A 19,471-nucleotide genomic window follows, 5' to 3' on the forward strand; every position below is an offset into this window, starting at 1 on the left:
GGGCTCCGATCGGAGGGGTCGCCCCGATGCGACCCGGGTGTGAGACGTGTATCACACCCGGGGTCGGCTCCCGGCCGGTCAGGCCAGGGCGGAGCCGGACCCCCCGTGGGAGGCCACGCGGGCCAGGGTGACCAGGTCGGCGCCGGTACGCCCGGGCCAGCCGTGCACCCGCTCTACCCACTCCTCGGGCACCGACGTGGCGCCCCACTTCGCGCCCAGCAGCGCCCCCGCGATCGCGGCCACGGTGTCGGTGTCGTCGCCGATCCGGATGGCGGCGTGCAGCGCGTCCTGCAGGTGCTCACCGGCGTGGCCGTGGCTGGCCGGCGTCAGCACGATGGCCGCCGTCGCCGCCTGGAGCGCGGTGACGGTGAAGCCGTTCGGGGTGAAGTCGGCAGCGGGTCCGGCGAGCGCGTCGTCGATCCAGCGGGCCCAGTCGGCGCGGCGCTCGGGCGGCAGCAGGTCGAGGCCGCCGCGCACGTCGGTCTGACCGCCGACCACGGCCACCCGGATCGCCTCGCACCAGAGCACGCAGGAGTCGGCCGCCAGCGGGTCGGCGTGGGTCAGGGCGGCCACGGCGCGTGCGGCCTCGGCGAGCTTCACCCGGTCGTCGAGGTGGGCCAGCGCGACCGCACCGGTGCGCATCAGGGCGCCGTTGCCGGCGGACCTCTCGTGCTCGGCGGCGTAGTCCGCGGCGACCTGGGTCATCAGCGCACCCGGCGCGACGTCGTCGGTGAGCCGGTCCCGGGTCGCGCCCAGGACGGCGGAGGTCTGCACCCCGATGTCGGCCGGACCGGAGTCGTACCAGGCCAGGAAGCCCGTGGCGATCGCGTCGAGAGCCTCGGGCGACGTCAGGTCGGCGCCGGTCGCGGCGACGTCGGCGATCGCCACGGCCATCGCGGTGTCGTCGCTCCACTCCCCCGGTGCGAACCCGCCGAGCCCGCCCCCGGTCATCTCGGCCGCCTCGCCGGCGCCCGGCGGGGTCGCGAACTCGTACGGCACCCCGAGCGCGTCACCGCACGCCTGGCCGATCAGCACCCCCGCGGCCCGGTCGCTCTGCACGTCGTCGAGTCCGTCGGTCGCTGAAGCCATCGGGCCACTATGGGTGCCGCGCGGTGCGGCGGTCTACCGGCGCGGGGGCGTGTCACCCGCAGGGGTAGCGCGGCCGGCCTCAGTAGTCGACCTCCACGATGTCGACCGCGAGGGGACCTACGGCGGCGGCGCGCGGATCGAGCTCGATCGTCCAGGTCCCGGCCTGGGGGCCGGTGCGGATCGTGGTCAGCACCCGCCCGCTCCGGTGCGGCAGGTAGAGGGAGTCGGCCGCGACCGGCAGGTCGTAGCCGGCCACGTCGAACGTCGCCGGCCGACCGGTCGGGTCGACGAGGCCGAGATCGGCAGCTCAGTCGCACCCGGTTGCGAGCTCGCGACTCAGCCACGCCGGCAGCCCGCACGCGCGACAGAACTCCTCGACCACCTCGTCCGACAGCACGGAGCGGTGCACCACGACCGCGGTGAGGTCGTTGACCCAGCACTGCAGGACCGCCTGCAGCCGGCGCTGCTCCCGCACCAGCTTCCGCGGCCCGAACACGGTGACCCCGTCCACCTCGAGCTGGACGGTCGGGCCGTGGCTGGAGCCGAGCATGGTCCGGCCGCCCAGCACCTGCACGGCCTCGGTGCCGACCTGGCGGTCCCACTGCCTGGCGTGGTCCACCATCGTCTCCGACCCGAGCCGGACCATCAGGGCCCGGACCCGGTCGAGGACCCCCTGGGGTGCCAGCCACTCGGGCCCCGGGGCCCGCCCGTCGGTGGTCAGCGAGCTGCGCACCGCACCTTGACCGAGCGTCAGGGCCTGGTCCGGGACCTCGTCGGCGACGGCCTCCACGAGCAGGCAGGACTCGATGCTCGCGCCCGCCGCGTCGAGCCACGCCTCGCGCAGCTCCTCGTCGACGACCGGGCCGAGGAGCGCCCGCAACGCGGCCCCGACCTCGTCGACCGCCCAGGTCAGGCCGAGGTCGGTCCGCAGCCGGTGCACCGCCTCCTCGAGCCGCACCAGGGCGTCGCGACGGCCGGCGCCCCGGGCCGCGGCGTGGGCCACCGCGATCGCATGACCCGCCGGCGCCTGCTGGTGCTGCAGCATCGCCGACATCATCAGGCGGTACCAGAAGGACACGTCACCGCTGAACAGCTGCGCCGCCCGCGCGAGCACCATCGTGTGCCGCGGACCGTACGGCTGCCGCGGGCCGGCCGAGAACCGCCCGGGCAGCGCCCACCCGGGTGGCGCGACCCCGCCGGGCGGGAGCAGCGCGCACAGCTCGTCGTACTCCGAACGCAGGGCCACCCGCTGGGCCGCCGCCAGCGCCCGCGGCGGCGCCACGGGTGGACGGTCCAGCGACCACCGCACCGGCAGCACGGGGGCGTCGCGGGCCCCGAAGGCCTCCACACTGGCGGCCTCCACGGGCTCACCGACCTCGAAGCGGACGGTGACCAGCCCGCCGTCGTACGTCTCCTCCCACCGGTCCCCGACCCGCAGGGTCCCGTCGAGCAGCCGCCAGGCGAGGTCGTTGAGCAGGACGCAGGTGTCGCGCTGGCTGAAGTGCCAGTCCTCCCCGGGGTCGAGCCCGTCGGTGGGCCGCGCCCAGATGTGGAGCTCCGGGTGCCCGCGGGCGGCCAGCCCCTCGGTGTAGGAGAAGTCGGCTCCGCCCCCGTCGGGGTCGAAGATCGCGTTCACGATCCACCAGGGCCGTCGCGTGGTCTCGGTCGTCATGCCCCGGATCATCGGCCGGACGGCACAAGGCCCGCTGCGCCCACGGGCGGACCTGGGGAGAACCCAGCCCCGACCGGTCCGGTGGACCGGTCCCGGCCCCCGCAGGCCCGAGACACGGAGTCGTGGGTCCGTCGAGGCGCTCTGGCGCGTCCTCGGACCCACGACTCGGCATGACGTCAGACGTCAGCCCCGCGCGCCCCCACGCCCAGCAGCGCCGCGAGCCCGAGCGCGCTGCGTGGGGCGTAGCCGGTGCGCCACAGCCCGCCGTGGGCGGCGGCGTACGCCTCGTCCTCCCAGGGGTGCTCGTGGCGCGGCCCGCCGCCGGTGTGCAGGTCGTGGACCAGCAGCGCGGCCATCAGCACGTTCGAGGTGGACGGGTCGAAGACCTCGACGCCGAAGCGGTGGGCCCCCGCGTACGCTGCCGCGAGCCCCCGGTTCTTCAGCACCGACCGGGTCCGGGTCGGCGGGGCGACGTTCATCGAGACCGTCACGCCGTCGTGGCGGGCCACGGTCGCGCGCCAGCGCTGCAACCGCTTGGCCAGCGCGTAGTTCGGCCCCTGCTGGGGCACCAGGGAGTCGTTGATGCCCGGGTCCGAGCCGGGGGCGTACGGGCGGCGCAGCAGCCGGCCGCCGGAGGCGGTGCGCAGCGGGCGGCCGAGGACGCGGGCCACCCGCGAGCGGTCCTCGTAGGCCCGGGTCGCGGCGTCGACGGCCTCGGCGGGCACCGCGAAGACGTCGGTGGGCGTGGCCAGGAACGCCAGGTCGACGGCGTCCGCGCCCCGGTCGGCGGCCAGCAGCCGGCGGCTGAGCTCGTCGACCGCCGTGCTGACGCGGACGTTGGTGGCGCCGTCGGCGTAGACGTAGCTGCCCACCACCAGCGTGCCGGGCTGGGCGGCCAGCCAGTCGGCCAGCGCCGGGACGTCGGCGAGCAGGTCGGCGCCGCGGTGACCGTCGCGGGCCGGGCTGACCACGGTCGCGGCTCCCCCACGCACTGTCTGGTCTACCCGCGCCCAGAGGTCCTCGCGGACCAGGTCGACCGCCGCGACCCGGGCGCCCCACCGCACCAGCGACGGCAGCGGTCCCATCTCGGAGCCGGCGCCGACCACGGCGACCGTCCGGCCCTCCAGGCGCAGCCAGTCCGGGTTGTCCAGGACCGCCCCGACGGCCTCGGCCAGGCTCGGCTCGACGACGCCGGCCGCGACCCAGGCGTCGACGCGGCGTCGTACGGCGTCGCCCCGCAGCCGCTCCCCGCGGTAGGGCAGCACCAGCTCGGTGACCGGCTCGCCCGTGCCCTGCTGCTCGACGGTGTCGAACGGCGCCGACGGCGGCCAGTCCGCGAGGTGGTCGTCGTCCTCGCCGGTGCGGTCGGTCGCCACCCGCATCCGGTCGTGCAGCGAGGCCAGCCCCGCTCGCGCCACGTCGACCGCGGCCTGGGGCGAGGCCAGGCCGGCCTCGACCAGCCGCCGGAAGTGCACCAGGTAGTCCGAGCGCCACCCCGTCTCGGCCGCGGCCGCCCGCGCCCCGACCTCGTCCACGGCGCGCAGCGCGTCGGCGACCACCGCCCGCCCGAGCGCGGTCGTGCTCCGGCGGCTCGGGTCCTGCGGGTCGGCGGGGAAGACGAGGCCGTGCTGCTGGTCGGGCATGGGGGCATCCTGCCGCGTCCAGGCGTCGTCGCGCGCCGCCCGCCCGGACAGGGCCGGCGGGTCCGGAGACCGAGCCTAGAAGTAGCCGCCCACCCGGATCTCGTCGTAGCCGCGCGGCACGGCGTCGGCCGAGAAGCAGTCCATCCGCGAGCTCTCCCCGACCCGGACCTGGTTGCCCGAGCAGGTGATCTCGGCGAGGTTCTCCGACCCGTCGAAGAAGCGGAAGATCAGCACCGAGCCGATGCCGGTGCCGAGCGGGCCCTCCTCGGTGGCGGTGACCCGGAGGCCCCTGATCGTCGTCCCGCCGAGCCGCTCCCGCCCCACGCTCCACCCCTCGTCGGCGTCCAGGCCGTCGAAGCGGAACGCCGCGCCCTCCTCGACCACCACCGGGTCGCCGCCGGCGATCCCCTCCTCGACGGCGTCGTCGACCCCGGCCACCAGGCCGACGACGAGGGCGGCGCAGCCGGCGAAGAACAGGATGCCGACGCCGAGCAGGATCAGCAGCACGTTGCGCGTGGTGTGGTTCTCCTTGACCGGCCCGCCGTAGGCGTACCCGCCGGGGGCGCCGTAGGGCGGCTGCCCGCCGTACGGGTTGTGCGGAGGATGCTGGCCGTACGGGTTCGGCTGCCCGTACGGGTTCGGCCGGCCCTGCGGGGGCGCGCCGTACGCCGGGGGCTGCTGGCCGTACGGCGGCTGCTGGGGCGCCTGCTCCGGCCCGCGGTACGACGTGTCCGGCGGCGGGTCGCCCTGGTACGGGCGGTCCCACGGGCTCTCGGGTGGCTTCTCGTCGCTCAACGGGTCGTCCTCTCGGGCCGGCGACCTCGGCGCCGGTCGGGCCCGAGGCCCCGGACGCTACCGAGGATCGGACCCGGCCGCGGTCGGACGTGTCATGGGAAGCAGGTCTTCCGGCCCCGCAGACCCGCCTCTCATGACACGAGGCCCCGGACCGGTCCGATCAGCCCTCGCCGGGCACGTGGTGCCGCGCCACCGACGGCCCCAACCGGTCGGGCTCCTCGGTGGCCAGCGCCGCCCGCAGGAACCGCCCGAGCACCGGGGACGGCCGCTCGTTGCGGCGCCAGACCACGGCGGCCTCGACCGGCGCCAGCGGCGTGGCCAGCCGCACCGCCCGCAGCCCGGACCCCGTACCCGGGCCCAGCGCCCTGACCGACGCCGGCACCAGCGCGATCCCGAGCCCGGCGGCGACCAGGCGGACGACCGTGCTGACGCTGTCCACCGTTTGCCGGGCGTCGGGGGCGATGCCGGCCAGCTGCCACGCCTGGCGGGTGTGGGCGGCCAGCCCGGGGAAGCCGTCGTGCGCGGTCGGCACGATCCACCGCTCCTCGCCGAGCGAGGCGAGGTCGACGGTCGGCGCCGCGGCCAGCGGCGAGTCGCCGGGCACCACGACCACGACCGGCTCCCGGTGGATGAGCGCCACCTCGAGCTCGCGGCCGCGCAGGCGCTCGAGGTGCTGGGTGCGGGTGCAGTAGACGACGCCGACGTCCGCGCGCCGGTCGCGCACCCGGTCCACGACCTCCGGGTCGTCGGCCTCGACGACCTCGGAGTCGACGTCGGGCGAGCTGTGGTCGAGGGCGACCAGCAGGTTGGGCAGGATCTCCCAGGTCACCGCCGAGGTCGTGGCCACGGCCAGCCGGCCCGTACGCCCCGAGCCGATCCCCCGCACCGCGGCCGCCATCTCGTCCACGTCGGCCAGCACCCGTACGGCCTCCCGGGCGAGCAGCTCGCCGGCGACGGTGGCGTCGACCCCGCGCGAGTGCCGCTCCAGCAGACGCACGCCGAGCTCCCGCTCCAGCTGCGCCACGGCTGCGCTCAGCGGGGGCTGGGTCATGTCGAGCGTGGCGGCCGCTCGGGAGACCGATCCCTCCCGGACGACCGCTGCGAAGTAGCGCAGCTGCCGCAGGTCCATACGCAGACCCTATCGCCGGCCATGCCGATAGATATTGGACGTATGGGACCGCCCGGACCGACACTGAGTGCACGCCGCACGTGTGAGCACGGTCACAGCGCGGCGCTCGACCGGGAGGACCGATGACGGCGCTGGAGTTCCGGCACCAGACCTACGCGCAGCGACTCGTCTTCGGCGCGGGCACCGCCCGCAGCGCGCTGCCCGACGAGGTCCGCACCCTCGGCGCCACCCGGGTGCTCGTGGTCTCGACCGAGGCGGAGGCCGACCTCGCCGACTCCCTCGCTGCCGACCTGCCCGTCGTCGCCCACTTCCGCGGCGTCCGCCCCCACGTGCCCGTCGAGGTCGCCGAGGAGGCCCGCCGGCTGGCCGCCGACGTCGACGCCGACCTCGTCCTCAGCGTCGGCGGTGGCTCGACCACCGGGCTGGCCAAGGCGGTCGCGCTGACCACCGGCCTGCCGGTCGTCGCCGTGCCGACCACCTACGCCGGATCGGAGGCCACCCCCGTCTGGGGCCTCACCGAGGGCCGGACCAAGACCACCGGCACCGACCCGGTCGTGCTCCCCCGGGTCGTCGTCTACGACCCCGATCTCTCCGTCACCCTGCCCGTCGACCTCGCCGTGGCCAGCGGCCTCAACGCGCTGGCCCACTGCGTCGACTCGCTCTGGGCGCCGCGCACCAACCCGGTCCTCGCGGTCACCGCCACCGAGGGCGTCCGCGCCCTCGCCCCCGCACTGAGGGGCGTCGTGGCCGACGGCGACGACCTCACCGCCCGCGGCGGGTGCCTGTACGGCGCCTACCTCGCCGCCGCGACCTTCGCCGGCGCCGGGTCCGGGCTGCACCACAAGATCTGCCACGTCCTCGGCGGCACCTGGGACCTCCCCCACGCCCAGACCCACGCGGTGGTGCTCCCGCACGTGCTCGCCTTCAACGCCGAGGCCGCCCCCGACGCGGCCGCCCGGGTCGCCGACGCGCTCGACGCAGGCGACGCCCTGACCGGCCTGCTCGACCTCTACGCCGACCTCGGCGCCCCGAGGTCCCTGCGCGACCTCGGTCTGCCCGAGGACGCCCTCGACGAGGCCACCGCACGCGTCGTCGAGGCCGCCCCCGCCGACAACCCCCGACCCGTCACCCCCGCGGCCGTGCGGCGCCTGCTCCAGCGCGCCTGGGCCGGCGAGCACCCGCTGACCGAGAGGAACGACGCATGAGCGCCGACCCGACACCGGACCCGACCCCCGACCAGGACGCCCGGGAGCAGCACGTCACCGACCAGGTGCTGGCCAGCTTCGGCGACGCCGCCGACCCGCGGTTCCGCGAGCTGATGGAGGCGCTGGTCCGCCACGCCCACGCCCTGGTCCGCGAGGTCCGCCTCACCGAGCCCGAGTGGGAGCAGGCCATCGGCTTCCTCAGGCGCGCCGGCGACCTCACCGACGACAAGCGGCAGGAGTTCATCCTGCTCTCCGACGTGCTGGGGCTCTCGATGCTCACCGTCGCGGTCAACCAGCCGCCCGACCCGCGCGCCACCGAGGCCACCGTCTTCGGCCCGTTCTTCGGCGACGACGCACCCGCCGTCGAGATCGGCGGCGACATCTCCGGCGGCGCGGCCGGTCAGCCGTGCTGGGTCTCGGGCACCGTGCGGGGCACCGACGGGGAGGTCGTCCCGGGCGCCCGGCTCGACGTGTGGGAGGCCGACGACGACGGCATGTACGACGTCCAGCACGCCGGCGACGTGACCCAGGGCCGCGGCTGGCTGAGCACCGACGACCAGGGCCGGTACGGCTTCTGGGGCGTCACCCCGACGCCGTACCCGATCCCGCACGACGGGCCGGTCGGCGACCTGCTCTCCGCGGCCGGGCGGGGCCCGATGCGTGCCGCCCACCTGCACTTCATGGTCACCGCGCCGGGCTACCACCGCCTGGTCACCCACATCTTCGTGCGCGGCGACGCCCACCAGGACTCCGACGCGGTCTTCGGCGTCAAGCCGTCCCTGGTCGTCGACTTCGACGAGCAGCCGGCCGGCACCCCGCCGCCCGATGACGACCCGGGCGGCCGGGTCGTCGAGGGCACGTGGACCCGCGCCCACTTCGACGTGCACCTCGTCCCCGACCCCCACACGCCCGCGAGCACCGCCCAGGAGCAGTCATGACCGACCCCAGCCTCGAGCAGGAGACCCGCCCCTCCCACCCGGGATCGATGACGCGCCTCGACGACGAGCACGAGGGCGACCTGCACACCGACGTCCTCGTCATCGGCAGCGGCCCGGCCGGGGCGTCGGCGGCGCTGTTCCTCGCGACGTACGGCGTCGACCACCTCGTGATCACCAAGTACCGGTGGACCGCCAACACCCCGCGCGCGCACATCACCAACCAGCGCACCGTCGAGATCATGCGCGACATGGGCATCGAGCAGGACGTCATCGACGAGGCGACGCCCCACGAGATGATGGGCGACACCGTCTTCTGCTCCAGCCTGGCTGGCGACGAGATCGGCCGGATCCGCACCTGGGGCACCCACCCGGTCCGCGAGGCGGAGTACCGGATGGCCAGCCCGTCGATGAACTGCGACCTCCCGCAGACCCTCTTCGAGCCGATCCTGATCGGGCACGCGGCCTCCCGCGGCAGCCGGATCCGCTTCGACACCGAGTACGTCTCGCTGGTCCAGGACGACGCCGGCGTCACCGTCACCGTCCGGGACCGGCTCTCGGGGCACGAGTTCCGGATCCGCGCGCGCTACGTGATCGCCGCCGACGGCGGCCGCAGCCAGGTCGTCGCCGACCTCGGCCTGCCGATGGCCGGCCAGATGGACCTCGCCGGCAGCATGAACATCGTCTTCCACGCCGACCTCACCGAGCTGGTCGGCCACCGCCCCAGCGTCCTGTACTGGGTGCTCCAGCCCGGCGCGACGATCGGCGGGATCGGCCTCGGCCTGATCCGGATGGTGCGGCCGTGGGACGAGTGGCTGATCACCTGGGGCTACGACATCAGCCAGCCCCCGCCCGACCTCGACGACGCGATGGCCACCGAGATCGTGCACAACCTGATCGGCGACGACAGCGTGCCGGTCACGATCCGCTCGCTGTCGCTGTGGGGCAACAACAAGATGTACGCCGAGCGCTACCGCGAGGGCCGCGTCTTCGGCGTCGGCGACGCCGTCCACCGGCACCCGCCGAGCAACGGGCTCGGCTCGAACACCTCGATCCAGGACTCCTACAACCTGGCCTGGAAGCTGTCGTACGTCCTGCGCGGCCTGGCCGGGGAGGGCCTGCTCGACAGCTTCGACGAGGAGCGAGCCCCGGTCGGTGAGCAGATCGTGCTGCGCGCCAACAAGAGCATCGAGGAGTTCGGCGCCATCCTCGAGGCGCTCGGCCTGGAGGACTCCGGGCAGTCCATCGAGGAGATGCAGCGCGGCATCGACGCCCTGGCCGACGGCACCGAGGAGGGCGTGGGCCGCCGCGAGTCGCTGCGCAAGGCCCTCGAGCTCAAGGACTACGAGTTCAACGCGCTCGGGGTCGAGCTCGGCCAGCGGTACGCCTCGCGGGCCGTGGTCGGCGACGGCACGCCCGAGCCGGCCTACGACCGCGACCCCGAGCTGCACCACCACCCCACGACCTGGCCCGGGGCGCGCCTGCCGCACTGCTGGCTCGGCGACCGCGGGCGGCGCGTGAGCACGCACGACCTCGCCGGCAAGGGCGTCTTCACCCTGCTGACGGGCGTCACCGGCGCCCCCTGGGTCGAGGCCGCCCGCCAGGCCGCCGCCGAGCTCGGGATCGAGGTGCGCGCCTTCGTCATCGGGCCGAAGGCCGACTACAGCGACCTGTACGACGACTGGGCCCGGCTGCGCGAGGTCGGCGAGGACGGCTGCGTGCTGGTCCGCCCGGACGCCCACGTCGCCTGGCGCGCCGCCGGCCTCGTCGACGACCCCGCCGAGGCGCTCACCGACACGCTGCGTGCCGTCCTGGCGCGCTGACCCACCCGGTTTCCCACCCCCGCGGTGGGAATGGCTCGCCGCGTGAGTCGTTGGGTCTAGACAGCCGCCGCCGGCACGGAGGCGGCCGATCACAGTCCCACCGCAAGGAGTCACCATGTCGAAGGTCATCATCGTCGGAGCGCACGGCAAGGTCGCCCGTCTCGCCGCCCCTCGCCTCGTCGCCGCAGGTCACGAGGTCACCGGCGTGATCCGCAAGGAGGAGCAGGCCGACGCGATCCGCGAGATCGGCGCCGAGCCGCTGGTCGCCGACGTCGAGTCCGCCTCGACCGACGAGATCACCCGCGTGGTCACCGGCCACGACGTCGTCGTCTGGTCCGCCGGCGCCGGCGGCGGCAGCCCGGAGCGCACCTGGGCGCTGGACCGCGACGCCGCGATCCGCACCATCGACGCGGCCGTCGCCGCCGGCGTCCCGCGGTTCGTGATGGTGTCCTACTTCGGCGCCGGGCCCGACCACGGCGTCGACCCGGAGCAGGACTTCTTCGCCTACGCCGAGTCCAAGACCCAGGCCGACGCGCACTTGTCCGCCTCGGACCTGGCCTGGACGATCCTGCGCCCCTCGGGCCTCACCGAGGAGGCCGGCACCGGCGGCATCGAGACCGGCCCCGGCGTCACCGGCGGCCAGGTCGCCCGCGCGACGGTGGCCGACGTGATCGCCGCGGCGGTCGACGCCCCCGACGCCGCCAAGGGCGTCACGCTGGAGTTCAACGACGGCGACCAGCAGGTCGCCGACGTCTTCGCCTGACGAGGACGGCGCCGCCCGGGCGATAGGTTCGGGCGGTGCAGACGGACGTCGTGACCCCTCGTGGCTGACCCCGACGAGGGCGTCACGCCCGACGGGCTGATCCGCACCGGCGTCTCCCGCGACCGGGTCCCGGCGGCGTTCGAGCCCCTGCTGGCCGACGCCGTCGGGCTGGTCGGCACCGTCCCCGACGCGTCGCTGCTGCTCTACGGGTCGGTCGCGACCGGGACCACCGACCCAGCCCGCTCCGACGTCGACCTGCTCTCCATCGGGCTGTCGACGGAGCGGGCCGAGGTCCTCGGTCAGCGGCTGGGCGCCCGGTACGCCGACCGCTGCCGCAGCGTCGACGTCGTCCCGGTCGAGGCCGGGACGTTCGCCGGCGAGGGCGACGAGGCGTACGGCTGGCGGGTCCTCCTCCGGCACTACTGCCTCCCCCTGGTCGGTCCCACCCCCGACGAGGTCGTCGCCGACCTCGCGCCGGGGTACGCCGCCGACGCCCGCGCGGCCCGCGGCTTCAACGGCGACCTCGCCCAGCACCTCGAGCGCTGGCGCGCCGAGGTCGACGACCCGACCACGTCGACCGGGCTGCTCGCGGTGAAGGTCGCCCGCAAGACGCTGCTGGCGCTGACCGGGCTGGTCAGCGTGCACGACGGCACCTGGACGACCGACCGCGCGAAGGCGGCCGGTCGGTGGTCCGGGGTGGAGCCGGCGTACGCCGCCGAGCTGGCCCGCCTGCTCGGCTGGAGCGCCAGCGCCCGCCGCCCCACCGGCCGTCGACCCGAGCAGCGCGACCTGGTGCGCGCACTGGAGGACGACGGCGTGGTGGGGATGGTGGCGTCGCGGTTCGGCGTGCTCGTGGGGATGTGGGGCGCCACGGGGTCCTGACCGGTCCGCGGCTCGTATGCTCGCCCGCATGTGTCCCACGTCACCCGCCGTCCCCCGGACTGCGTCGCGCCGACCGTGAGGCGGTTCCGCTGGGGCCACTACCTCAAGACGAGCCTCTGGGTCGTGCCGCTGGGCTGCGTCGTCGTGGGAGCCGCGACCTCGGTGCTCACCACGTCGGTCGACGACGGCACCCTGGTCCCGCAGAGCATCAGCGGCGACCCTAACGCGGCGCTGCAGATCCTGTACCTGATCGCCTTCTCGATGCTCACGCTCACCGGCCTGGTGCTCTCGCTGCTGGTGGTCGCGGTGCAGCTCGCGATGGGTACGTTCTCCCCGCGCATCGTCCGCCAGATCCTGCAGGACCGGCCCAGCCAGGCCGCGATCGGACTCTTCGCCGGCACCTTCACCCACGCCATGCTGGCCATGCGGGCCGTGGACATCGAGCCCGACGGCGGCGGCAAGGTGCCCGGCCTCGCGGTGGTGGTGGCCATCGTCCTGGTGCTGGCCTGCATCGGCACCCTGGTCTGGTACCTCAACCACATCACCCAGTCGCTGCGGACCGCGGCGCTGGTCGGGTGGGTCACCCGGGACACGCTCACCACGCTGGACCGGATGTACCCCGACCACGGGCCCGCGCAGGAGCTCGACCCGGCGCTCGTCCCGGCGCCCCGGAGCGGGGTCGTGTTCACCATCGGCCACGACCGGCTCGTCGCCCTCGCCGAGCGCGCGGACTGCTGCTTCGAGGTCCTCTCCACGGTCGGCGACTTCGTCCCCGTCGGCGCCGCCCTGGTGCGGGTGCACGGCGAGGCCGGGCCGCAGGTGCGCGACGAGGCGGCGCGCACCATCGTCCTGGGCCCGGAGCGGACGCTGAACCAGGACGTGGCGTACGGCATCCGCCTCCTGGTCGACATCGCCGAGCGCTCGCTGACGGGCGGGCCGTTCTCCGACCCGACCACGTCGGTGCAGGCGATCGACCGGATCCACGACATCCTGCGCCACATGGTGCGGCGCCCGATGCACGACGGCCGCTTCCACGACCGGTCCGGCACGCTGCGGCTCACGGTGCCGACGATGCAGTGGAACGGCTTCGTCCAGCTCGCCTTCGACGAGATCCGTCAGGTCGGCGCGGGGTCGCCGCAGGTGTCCCGCCGCCTCACCGCCGCCCTGCAGGACCTGCTGTCCATCGCCCCCGAGGAGCGCCGCCCGCCGTTAGAGCGGCAGCTCGCATCGTTGGGCGAGCTGGTCTCGTACGCGGCCAACACCGACGCCGACCGGGATGACGGGATGGTCCCCGACCCGGCCGGCATCGGGTCTGCGGCGGTGCTGGTGACGCCGCCGTCGTCAGCGTCTGAGTAGGGCGGGTTCAGAGCGCCGCGTAGAGCGCCTGCTCGAAGTCGCCGTAGAGCTGCAGCGCCTCGCGCTCGATGAACGGCAGCGAGTTGGTGTAGATCGAGGCGCAGACTCCCGTGGTGCGGTCGATGAAGAAATGCGTGTTGAACAGCCCGGCCCACGCCCCCGTGCCGGCCCGTCGCCCGCCGGGGACGTCGACGGTGTTGAGCAGCAGCCCGTAGCCCCAGGTCCACCCCGGCCCGACCCGGAACGAGTCGGTGGTCCCCGGGTCGGCGGTGAGGATCTCCTCGGGGAAGCTCAGCCCGCGCAGCTGGTCGGAGAACGCCTCGTCGACGGTGGCCTGCTGCAGGATCCGCGCGCCGTCGAGCTCGCCGCCGCGCAGCAGCGCGCGCTCGAAGCGCATGTAGTCGCGCGGGGTGGAGAACAGGCCGTGGCCCCCGGCCCACCAGTCGGGCTCGTCGTTGAGGACGTTGCCGATCGAGCTCCAGGCTCCGTCCTCGCCGCGCACGTGCACCGCGACGGCGTTCGCCTTGCGGCCGTCGTCGAGGGCGAACATCGTGTCGTCCATCCCCAGCGGGCCGGCGATGTGCTCCTTGACCACCACGTCGAGCGTCGTCCCGGCGACCGACTCGACGACCTTGCCGAGCCAGTCGGTGTTGATGCCGTAGTTGAACCGCTCCCCGGGGTGGGCGACCATCGGCGCCCCAAGGGCGGCGGCGTCGCCGGGCACGACGTTGGGGGTGCCGGTCGCGGTCTCGTAGCGGGCGAGGTCCTCGTTCCAGAACCAGTAGCCCAGGCCGCTGGTGTGGGTGAGGAGGTGGTGCACGGTCGCCTTCGTGCGCGGCTCGACCAGCCGCGGCGTGTCGCCGTCCCATCCCTCGAGGACCTTGATGTCGACGAACTGCGGGCAGTACTCCTCGACCGGGGCGTCGAAGTCGAGCTCCCCGCGCTCACGCTGCTGCAGCGCCGCGGTGGTGCAGACCATCTTGGTCATCGACATGATCCGGAACTGGGTGCTGGTGGTGACGTCCTCCTCCGCCTCCCCGACGACGCGCGGCCCGACGCCGGCCTCGTAGAAGACGCCGTCGGCGTCCGCGGCGATGGCCGCGACGTGGGGTACGGCGCCGCCGTCCACGGCCGCCTGCAGCACGCGGTCGATGCCGCTCCCGTCGATGGTCCTGGTCATGGTGGGTGCCTCCCGGTCCGTGTCCCGGCCTTTCCGGGCCCGTCCAGCCACCGTGGCACCAATGACGCAGGTGTGACACCCGTCACACGGACAGGATTTGCCGGCGGTCGAGGAGCGAGCGCAGCGAGCGTCTCGAGACCTCACTCCCGGCTGACGACCAGACGCGGCCGAGCCCCACCTGCTCTTGCAGCCGGGGAGTCACGACGCCGGTTGTCCCGGTCGCGGTTCTCGCGATCGATGGCCTCCTGGTAGGCCAGCGGCGGAAAGCCACCGAACTCGAGGTCCCCCCGACGCATCACCTCGCGACTCACCACGTTGTCCTGGACGACGAGAGCGAACAGCTCACGGTTGTCACGTCGGCAGCCGACGATGATGCCGTCGAGGTGGTGGTCGAAGGTGAACCCAGCGAGCTGAGGATGGCTGACACCGGCTGCGATCGCATCCGGTCCCAGCAGGTGGTCGACCAGGTAGATCAACCACCGCGTCGGCTCGTAGAACTTCTCGTTGCCGTCGAAGGAGAGGCAGCAGCCCTCCCCGCATGCGGCCCACTGGCAGTAGAGCTGTGGCTTGCCGGGGCCGAGCTCGCTCCTGCGCTCGATCGAAAGGTCGTCGGGCGCCATCGGGTTGCCGCGGACGTCGTACGGGGACCCGCCGTGGTCGCAGTGCCGCGTCCACCTGAAAGCCTCCAGATAAGCGCGCTCTGCTGCGTTGAGCGGCGGGCTGATGTCGAGGTGACCGACGAAGTCGGTGGTGTGTCCCATGGTCCCTCCCGGGGATCGGCGCGTGCACCGATGATGGGCGCGGCAGGGCACCGGGCGCGACCGCCCGCCGGCAGCCTGTGGACAACCGGACGCACGACCCTGGTGTCTCGGGGCATGGTCGGCCGATGGACGTCATCGATCTTCAACCCGTCGTCATCGAGCCGTTCGAGCTGCGCTCGCCCGCCGACCTCATGGCCGAGGTCGCGAGGCTCGTCGACCTCACGGTCGGGTGCGCGTACGCCGTGCTCGTCCTGGACCCCTCCGGTCGTCAGCAGGTGGCCGAGGCCGCGGTGCTGCCGATCGACTCGAGGCTGGACCGCGCGAGCGAGGCGGAACGCCGGCAGCTGAAGACGTACGTCGAGGTGCTGACGGATCGGTGGCAGCACGAGCGCACGGGAACGTGGCCCTCGCCCATGAGGGCCAAGCTCGTCACCGTGGTCGTCCGGGAGGGCCTGTGCGTGTGGACCCCCACCGAGTGGGCCTGGGCGAAGTTCTGGCGGTACGGCATCCGGCCCGTCTCGGCCGGCGAGGTCGTCGTGGTGACCGAGCACGGGTGGTGCGACCTGATGACGAAGCACGCCGACCACCGGCCGGCGGCGGCGCCGCCGGTCGGTCACGCTGACCCGATGCCTACCGACGACTTGACCTCCCTGACGACCCAGATCCGCGCCGAGATCGGCGAGGACCCCGGCGCTTGGCCTGGCGGGTACCCGCAGGAGATCGAGGCGTGCCTGATCGACGCGGTCCTGTCGATCCGCGCTCGGTACGGAGCGACAGCTGACACGGGCGTACGCAAGCGGGTCCGCGACTACAGAACTGCCGAGGCTCGCGGCGCCGTCGACGATCTCTCCGTGCTGGCGGACAAGTCGGAGGCGGCGCTACTGGCGGTCACGGGTCACCAGAAGCTCAGCGGAGGTGCCACCAAGGCCGCCGCGATCATCGCGGCCGCCCGGGCACTGAAGGACGTGGGCGTCGTGAAGGCCGACGACCTGACCGACCGCCACGACGAGGCGAAGCGGGCCTACTGCTCCGTCAAGGGTCTCGGCTGGGTGACGTTCGAGTACTTCACGATGCTGGCGGGCCACCCCGGCGTGAAGGCCGACACCTGGGTGGTGCGGTACGTCGACCGGGCGGTCGGCCGCCCGGTGGACACGAAGACAGCTCGCACCCTGGTGCACGAGGCGGCCGCGGAGCTCGACCACGACGCGAGCGCGCTCGACCACGCGATCTGGAAGTACGAGCGCACGCCCCGCTGACGTCCTCATCAGGCTGCCCGACCGCTGACCGGGAGCGCCGTCGACAGCGGCTGCACCCACCAGTCGAAACAGGCGTACACCTCGATGTGCCAGTCGGGGTACTGGTCGCTGGTCCCGTAGCCGGGACGGCCGTCCCCGGGGTGCACCACGAGGGCGGTCAGCGTCGGCTCGTCGGCCTCGCGACAGATGTGCTCGACCAGCAGCAGGACGTAGTGCATGAGGTCGCGTCGCACCTCGTCGTAGAGGCCGACGCAGACCGCGACCTCGCTGAACGTCGCGGTCGTCCTCCGTTGGGCGGCCATGATGAGCGCTGCCCTCGCCAGGGGCGCGAGGAGCCACACCTGCTCCTGCTGCTCGACCCTCACCGGAGCTCTGGCCCGGCGGCCAGGAGCGTCGCCCTCGCACGCTCGTACTTGTCCTTGAGCTTCGCCGCTTTGGCTGGCTCGGTCTCGGCCAGCGCGGGGTTCGAGGCCAGGTTGTGCGCGTTGTCAGCCAGCTTCACGACCCGGCCGAGCGGGTGGGCGGCGGCGCGGGCGATCGTGTCGTCGTAGTGCTCGCCCTCCACCTTGGTGACGGACACGACCGCGTCGACCACCGCTTGCGGGACACCGAGGTCCGACAGGCTCGTCGCCGTGTGGTGGGTGTCCTCGATGATGTCGTGCAGCAGCCCCGCCATCTCGGCGTCGATCCCGTGCTCACGCAGAGCGCGTGCAATCGGCTCGAGGTGGGCCTCGTAGTAGTCGCGCCCCTGCTTGTCGCGCTGGCCCGCGTGGGCCTCTCGCGCGAGCGCGCGCACGTCGTCCAGGTCCATCTGTGGTCCCCTCATATCCCTAGTCGTCGCGCCACGTCGTCGCCGGCCACGCGCCGCAGCACGTCCGGGTCACCGACGACCGTCAACGAGTCCGTCGCCCGCGACATCCCGACGTACAGGCGCTCCCGCGCGCGGTCGCGCTCGCCGCCCTCGTTGACGCAGAGCACGACGGCGGCCCGCTCGAGACCCTTCGAGCCGAGCACGTGGCCGTAGAAGACGTCGTCGCCCTCCCAGAAGCTGCGCCAGTAGCCGGTCTTGCCGTGGCGCTCCACCTGCGCCTCCTGCTCGGGGTGCCGGTGACCGGTGGTCAGCAGGCACACCCGCTCGGGGTCCCACCCCTCGTCGAGCAACCGCTCCACCTCGTCGTCGGCGGCGCCCATGGCCTCGTCGCTGGCGCTCGCCACGAAGCGCACGTCCGGGCCGTCACCGCCCCGGGCGTACATCCGGCTCGGGGCCAGCGGACCGAAGCAGGCGTGCACCTGCTTGGTGTTCCGGAGGTTGTGGTCGAGCACGAGCGGGACCAGCTCCACCGGAGGCCGCCCGAAGCGGGCGAAGATCCGCTGGTTCTCGTCGGAGTAGAGGTAGAGGCCGCCGTCGACCTCGTCGCGCAACGACGTGAGCAGGGGCGTCCACCAGTCCTCGGCGAAGTCCTGCGCCTCGTCCACGACGATCGAGTCGAAACGCTTGCCGTGGCCGAGGTCCTGGGCGCGCTCGGCCATCAGCCGCGGGAGCTCGACCTCCCAGAAGTCGCTCTCGACCTTGCCCCCGGTCTCGATCCCCCACTCGCAGGCCAGCTCCTCGAAGGTGCCCACGAACGCCGGCCGGTGCTGCCGCTTCCAGGTCCCGACCTCCCGCTTGAGGTACTCCGCCAGCCCGATCGAGTAGCAGAGCATCGCGACCCGCTCGGCCCTGCGCTCACCGGTGCCCCGGCTGAGCTCCTTGGCCTGCTGCAGCGCGAGCACCGTCTTCCCGCTCCCCGCGCCACCGCGGATTTCCACGCGGCGCAGCAGCCGTGTCACCCGCAGCAGCGTCGCCTGCTCCTGGGTCAGCTGGTCGGCCCGGGATGCCCGCTCGAGGGCCTCGGCGTTCAGGTCGTAGGCCGTACGCCGCCGCCCGGCCAGGATCTCGACCAGCGCCTCCACGTCGTCGTGGGTCGGTGCGGGCCTCCCGTGCGCCAGTCCACGGGCGTTCTGCCGCACCCGGGCCGCCAGGTCCTCCTGCTCGGACCGGTCGTGCAGCGCCCACCGCGGGAGTTCGGGCAGGTCGAAGTCGTCCTCGAACGAGGAGTACGGCGTGACGACACCGTGCGCCCAAACGACGCGCCTGCGGCTGCCCCAACGGGAGTCGCTCTCGGCGTAGTCGCGCGCGGCGTACTTCATGTCCCGGGCCTGGTCGACCGGGTGGATGACGTCGACGCGACCACCGCGCTTGATCCGCCATCCGTCGTCGAACCACACCGAGCTGCCCTTGACCTCGAGCACGACGACACCGTCACCCGGCATCAGCACGACCAGGTCGCCCTCGTGGTCCTTGGACTCGTCGGTGAGGCGCACGTTGACCAGCAGGACGTCGTCCGGCGTGAGCTGGTCGCGCAGCCTCACCCAGACCTCCCTCTCCGACGGGGTCGTGAAGGTCGGGTCCTCGGGGATGCACCTGGCCACCATGGTCAGTCGTCCTCTCCGTCATCGAGCTCGTCCGGGTCGCCGGGACCGTCCGACGTCCAGGGCTCCCACTCCCGACGGTCGGCGGAGTGCATGCTCGAGACCACGTCGTCCTCGAGGTCGTCCAGGGCCTCCTGCACGACGCGGAGCGTGGTCGGGAACGGCAGCGTCACGCCGTAGCGGCCGATGACCAGCACCAGCTCCCCCGCGAGCGCGTGGTCGGTGTCGACGAGCACGTCCAGCTCGAGGTCCGCGCTCAGGAGGTCGCCCAGCTCCTCCTCGTCCGCCGCACCTCGGAGGAGCAGGAACTCCTCGAGGCTTTCGATGCGCACGTCGCCGGCATCCGCCGAGCGCCACCGCAGACCGCACTCCGCGCACGCACGGTCGTGGCCCGGCGGCATGCAGCCCACCCACGCCACCCAGGACGGCGTCTCGACCGGGCCGACGGGAAGACCTGCCAGCACGTGGGTCACCTCGCCTGACCCGCAACGCGGGCACGAGCCGCGCGGG

General features: G+C 73.8%; 19 protein-coding genes. 7 read left to right on the top strand and 12 right to left on the bottom strand.

The genetic code is table 11. The annotated features are described in order from the left end of the window. Positions 1 to 78: 78 nt before the first annotated feature. The 6 genes from ENKNEFLB_RS19205 to ENKNEFLB_RS19230 all read right to left on the bottom strand — a co-directional run bounded on the left by ENKNEFLB_RS19205 (position 79) and on the right by ENKNEFLB_RS19230 (position 6,328). Positions 79 to 1,089: an ADP-ribosylglycohydrolase family protein gene (locus tag ENKNEFLB_RS19205; protein WP_214056834.1), complete on the bottom strand. Its 1,011-nt coding sequence runs from the start codon at positions 1,087 to 1,089 to the stop codon at positions 79 to 81. 79 nt (positions 1,090 to 1,168) lie between these two features. Beyond that, on the bottom strand, positions 1,169 to 1,345 hold the full coding sequence (locus ENKNEFLB_RS19210; RefSeq protein WP_214056835.1) for a hypothetical protein: 177 nt from the start codon (positions 1,343 to 1,345) through the stop codon (positions 1,169 to 1,171). Between the two features lie 51 nt (positions 1,346 to 1,396). Then, positions 1,397 to 2,761, bottom strand: coding sequence for a hypothetical protein (locus ENKNEFLB_RS19215; RefSeq protein WP_214056836.1), 1,365 nt, complete (start codon positions 2,759 to 2,761; stop codon positions 1,397 to 1,399). Between the two features lie 176 nt (positions 2,762 to 2,937). Next, entirely contained in the window at positions 2,938 to 4,404 is a 1,467-nt protein-coding gene (locus ENKNEFLB_RS19220) for a hypothetical protein (RefSeq protein ID WP_214056837.1), read from the bottom strand. A 75-nt stretch (positions 4,405 to 4,479) separates the two neighbouring features. Further along, positions 4,480 to 5,199 carry a hypothetical protein gene (locus ENKNEFLB_RS19225; RefSeq protein WP_214056838.1) on the bottom strand — a complete coding sequence of 240 codons (720 nt, stop codon included), beginning with the start codon at positions 5,197 to 5,199 and terminating at the stop codon, positions 4,480 to 4,482. Positions 5,200 to 5,359: 160 nt separating this feature from the next. Continuing rightward, positions 5,360 to 6,328 carry a LysR family transcriptional regulator gene (locus ENKNEFLB_RS19230; protein ID WP_214056839.1) on the bottom strand — a complete coding sequence of 323 codons (969 nt, stop codon included), beginning with the start codon at positions 6,326 to 6,328 and terminating at the stop codon, positions 5,360 to 5,362. 122 nt (positions 6,329 to 6,450) lie between these two features. Here ENKNEFLB_RS19230 and ENKNEFLB_RS19235 point away from each other — a divergent pair, with 122 nt between their 5' ends. From ENKNEFLB_RS19235 to ENKNEFLB_RS19260, 6 genes are all read left to right on the top strand, one after another. Beyond that, positions 6,451 to 7,533 carry a maleylacetate reductase gene (locus ENKNEFLB_RS19235; protein WP_246535669.1) on the top strand — a complete coding sequence of 361 codons (1,083 nt, stop codon included), beginning with the start codon at positions 6,451 to 6,453 and terminating at the stop codon, positions 7,531 to 7,533. Then, a complete protein-coding gene (locus ENKNEFLB_RS19240) occupies positions 7,530 to 8,471 on the top strand; it encodes a dioxygenase family protein (protein WP_214056840.1) in 942 nt (313 codons plus the stop codon). Before ENKNEFLB_RS19235 ends, ENKNEFLB_RS19240 begins: the two co-directional genes overlap by 4 nt. Continuing rightward, complete coding sequence (locus ENKNEFLB_RS19245; RefSeq protein ID WP_246535670.1) at positions 8,468 to 10,291, top strand: FAD-dependent oxidoreductase; 1,824 nt, start codon at positions 8,468 to 8,470, stop codon at positions 10,289 to 10,291. The genes ENKNEFLB_RS19240 and ENKNEFLB_RS19245 overlap by 4 nt, the downstream gene beginning before the upstream one ends. A gap of 115 nt (positions 10,292 to 10,406) precedes the next feature. Further along, a complete protein-coding gene (locus ENKNEFLB_RS19250) occupies positions 10,407 to 11,054 on the top strand; it encodes an SDR family oxidoreductase (RefSeq protein ID WP_214056841.1) in 648 nt (215 codons plus the stop codon). Positions 11,055 to 11,114: 60 nt separating this feature from the next. Further along, entirely contained in the window at positions 11,115 to 11,936 is an 822-nt protein-coding gene (locus ENKNEFLB_RS19255) for a nucleotidyltransferase domain-containing protein (protein ID WP_214056842.1), read from the top strand. Positions 11,937 to 11,966: 30 nt separating this feature from the next. Beyond that, the gene (locus ENKNEFLB_RS19260) at positions 11,967 to 13,292 is read left to right on the top strand and encodes a DUF2254 domain-containing protein (RefSeq protein WP_214056843.1); all 1,326 of its coding nucleotides are present in this window, start codon (positions 11,967 to 11,969) and stop codon (positions 13,290 to 13,292) included. A 7-nt stretch (positions 13,293 to 13,299) separates the two neighbouring features. Here the strand turns inward: ENKNEFLB_RS19260 and ENKNEFLB_RS19265 are convergent, their stop codons facing one another. Both ENKNEFLB_RS19265 and ENKNEFLB_RS19270 read right to left on the bottom strand, forming a co-directional pair. Further along, positions 13,300 to 14,472, bottom strand: coding sequence for a serine hydrolase domain-containing protein (locus tag ENKNEFLB_RS19265; RefSeq protein WP_214056844.1), 1,173 nt, complete (start codon positions 14,470 to 14,472; stop codon positions 13,300 to 13,302). Between the two features lie 140 nt (positions 14,473 to 14,612). Then, complete coding sequence (locus tag ENKNEFLB_RS19270) at positions 14,613 to 15,233, bottom strand: hypothetical protein (protein WP_214056845.1); 621 nt, start codon at positions 15,231 to 15,233, stop codon at positions 14,613 to 14,615. Between the two features lie 125 nt (positions 15,234 to 15,358). Here ENKNEFLB_RS19270 and ENKNEFLB_RS19275 point away from each other — a divergent pair, with 125 nt between their 5' ends. After that, positions 15,359 to 16,489 carry a hypothetical protein gene (locus ENKNEFLB_RS19275; protein ID WP_214056846.1) on the top strand — a complete coding sequence of 377 codons (1,131 nt, stop codon included), beginning with the start codon at positions 15,359 to 15,361 and terminating at the stop codon, positions 16,487 to 16,489. An 8-nt stretch (positions 16,490 to 16,497) separates the two neighbouring features. On the opposite strand, the gene ENKNEFLB_RS19280 is transcribed toward ENKNEFLB_RS19275, so the two are convergent. The 4 genes from ENKNEFLB_RS19280 to ENKNEFLB_RS19295 are packed head-to-tail and all read right to left on the bottom strand — an operon-like array spanning position 16,498 to position 19,425. Further along, on the bottom strand, positions 16,498 to 16,854 hold the full coding sequence (locus ENKNEFLB_RS19280) for a hypothetical protein (protein WP_214056847.1): 357 nt from the start codon (positions 16,852 to 16,854) through the stop codon (positions 16,498 to 16,500). Next, complete coding sequence (locus ENKNEFLB_RS19285; protein ID WP_214056848.1) at positions 16,851 to 17,300, bottom strand: HD domain-containing protein; 450 nt, start codon at positions 17,298 to 17,300, stop codon at positions 16,851 to 16,853. Before ENKNEFLB_RS19285 ends, ENKNEFLB_RS19280 begins: the two co-directional genes overlap by 4 nt. Positions 17,301 to 17,311: 11 nt before the next feature. Beyond that, a complete protein-coding gene (locus ENKNEFLB_RS19290; protein ID WP_214056849.1) occupies positions 17,312 to 18,964 on the bottom strand; it encodes a nuclease-related domain-containing DEAD/DEAH box helicase in 1,653 nt (550 codons plus the stop codon). Between the two features lie 2 nt (positions 18,965 to 18,966). Then, entirely contained in the window at positions 18,967 to 19,425 is a 459-nt protein-coding gene (locus tag ENKNEFLB_RS19295) for a hypothetical protein (RefSeq protein WP_214056850.1), read from the bottom strand. Between the last annotated feature and the right edge of the window lie 46 nt (positions 19,426 to 19,471).

This window comes from Nocardioides aquaticus (assembly GCF_018459925.1).
GTDB classification, from domain to species: Bacteria; Actinomycetota; Actinomycetes; order Propionibacteriales; family Nocardioidaceae; genus Nocardioides; species Nocardioides aquaticus.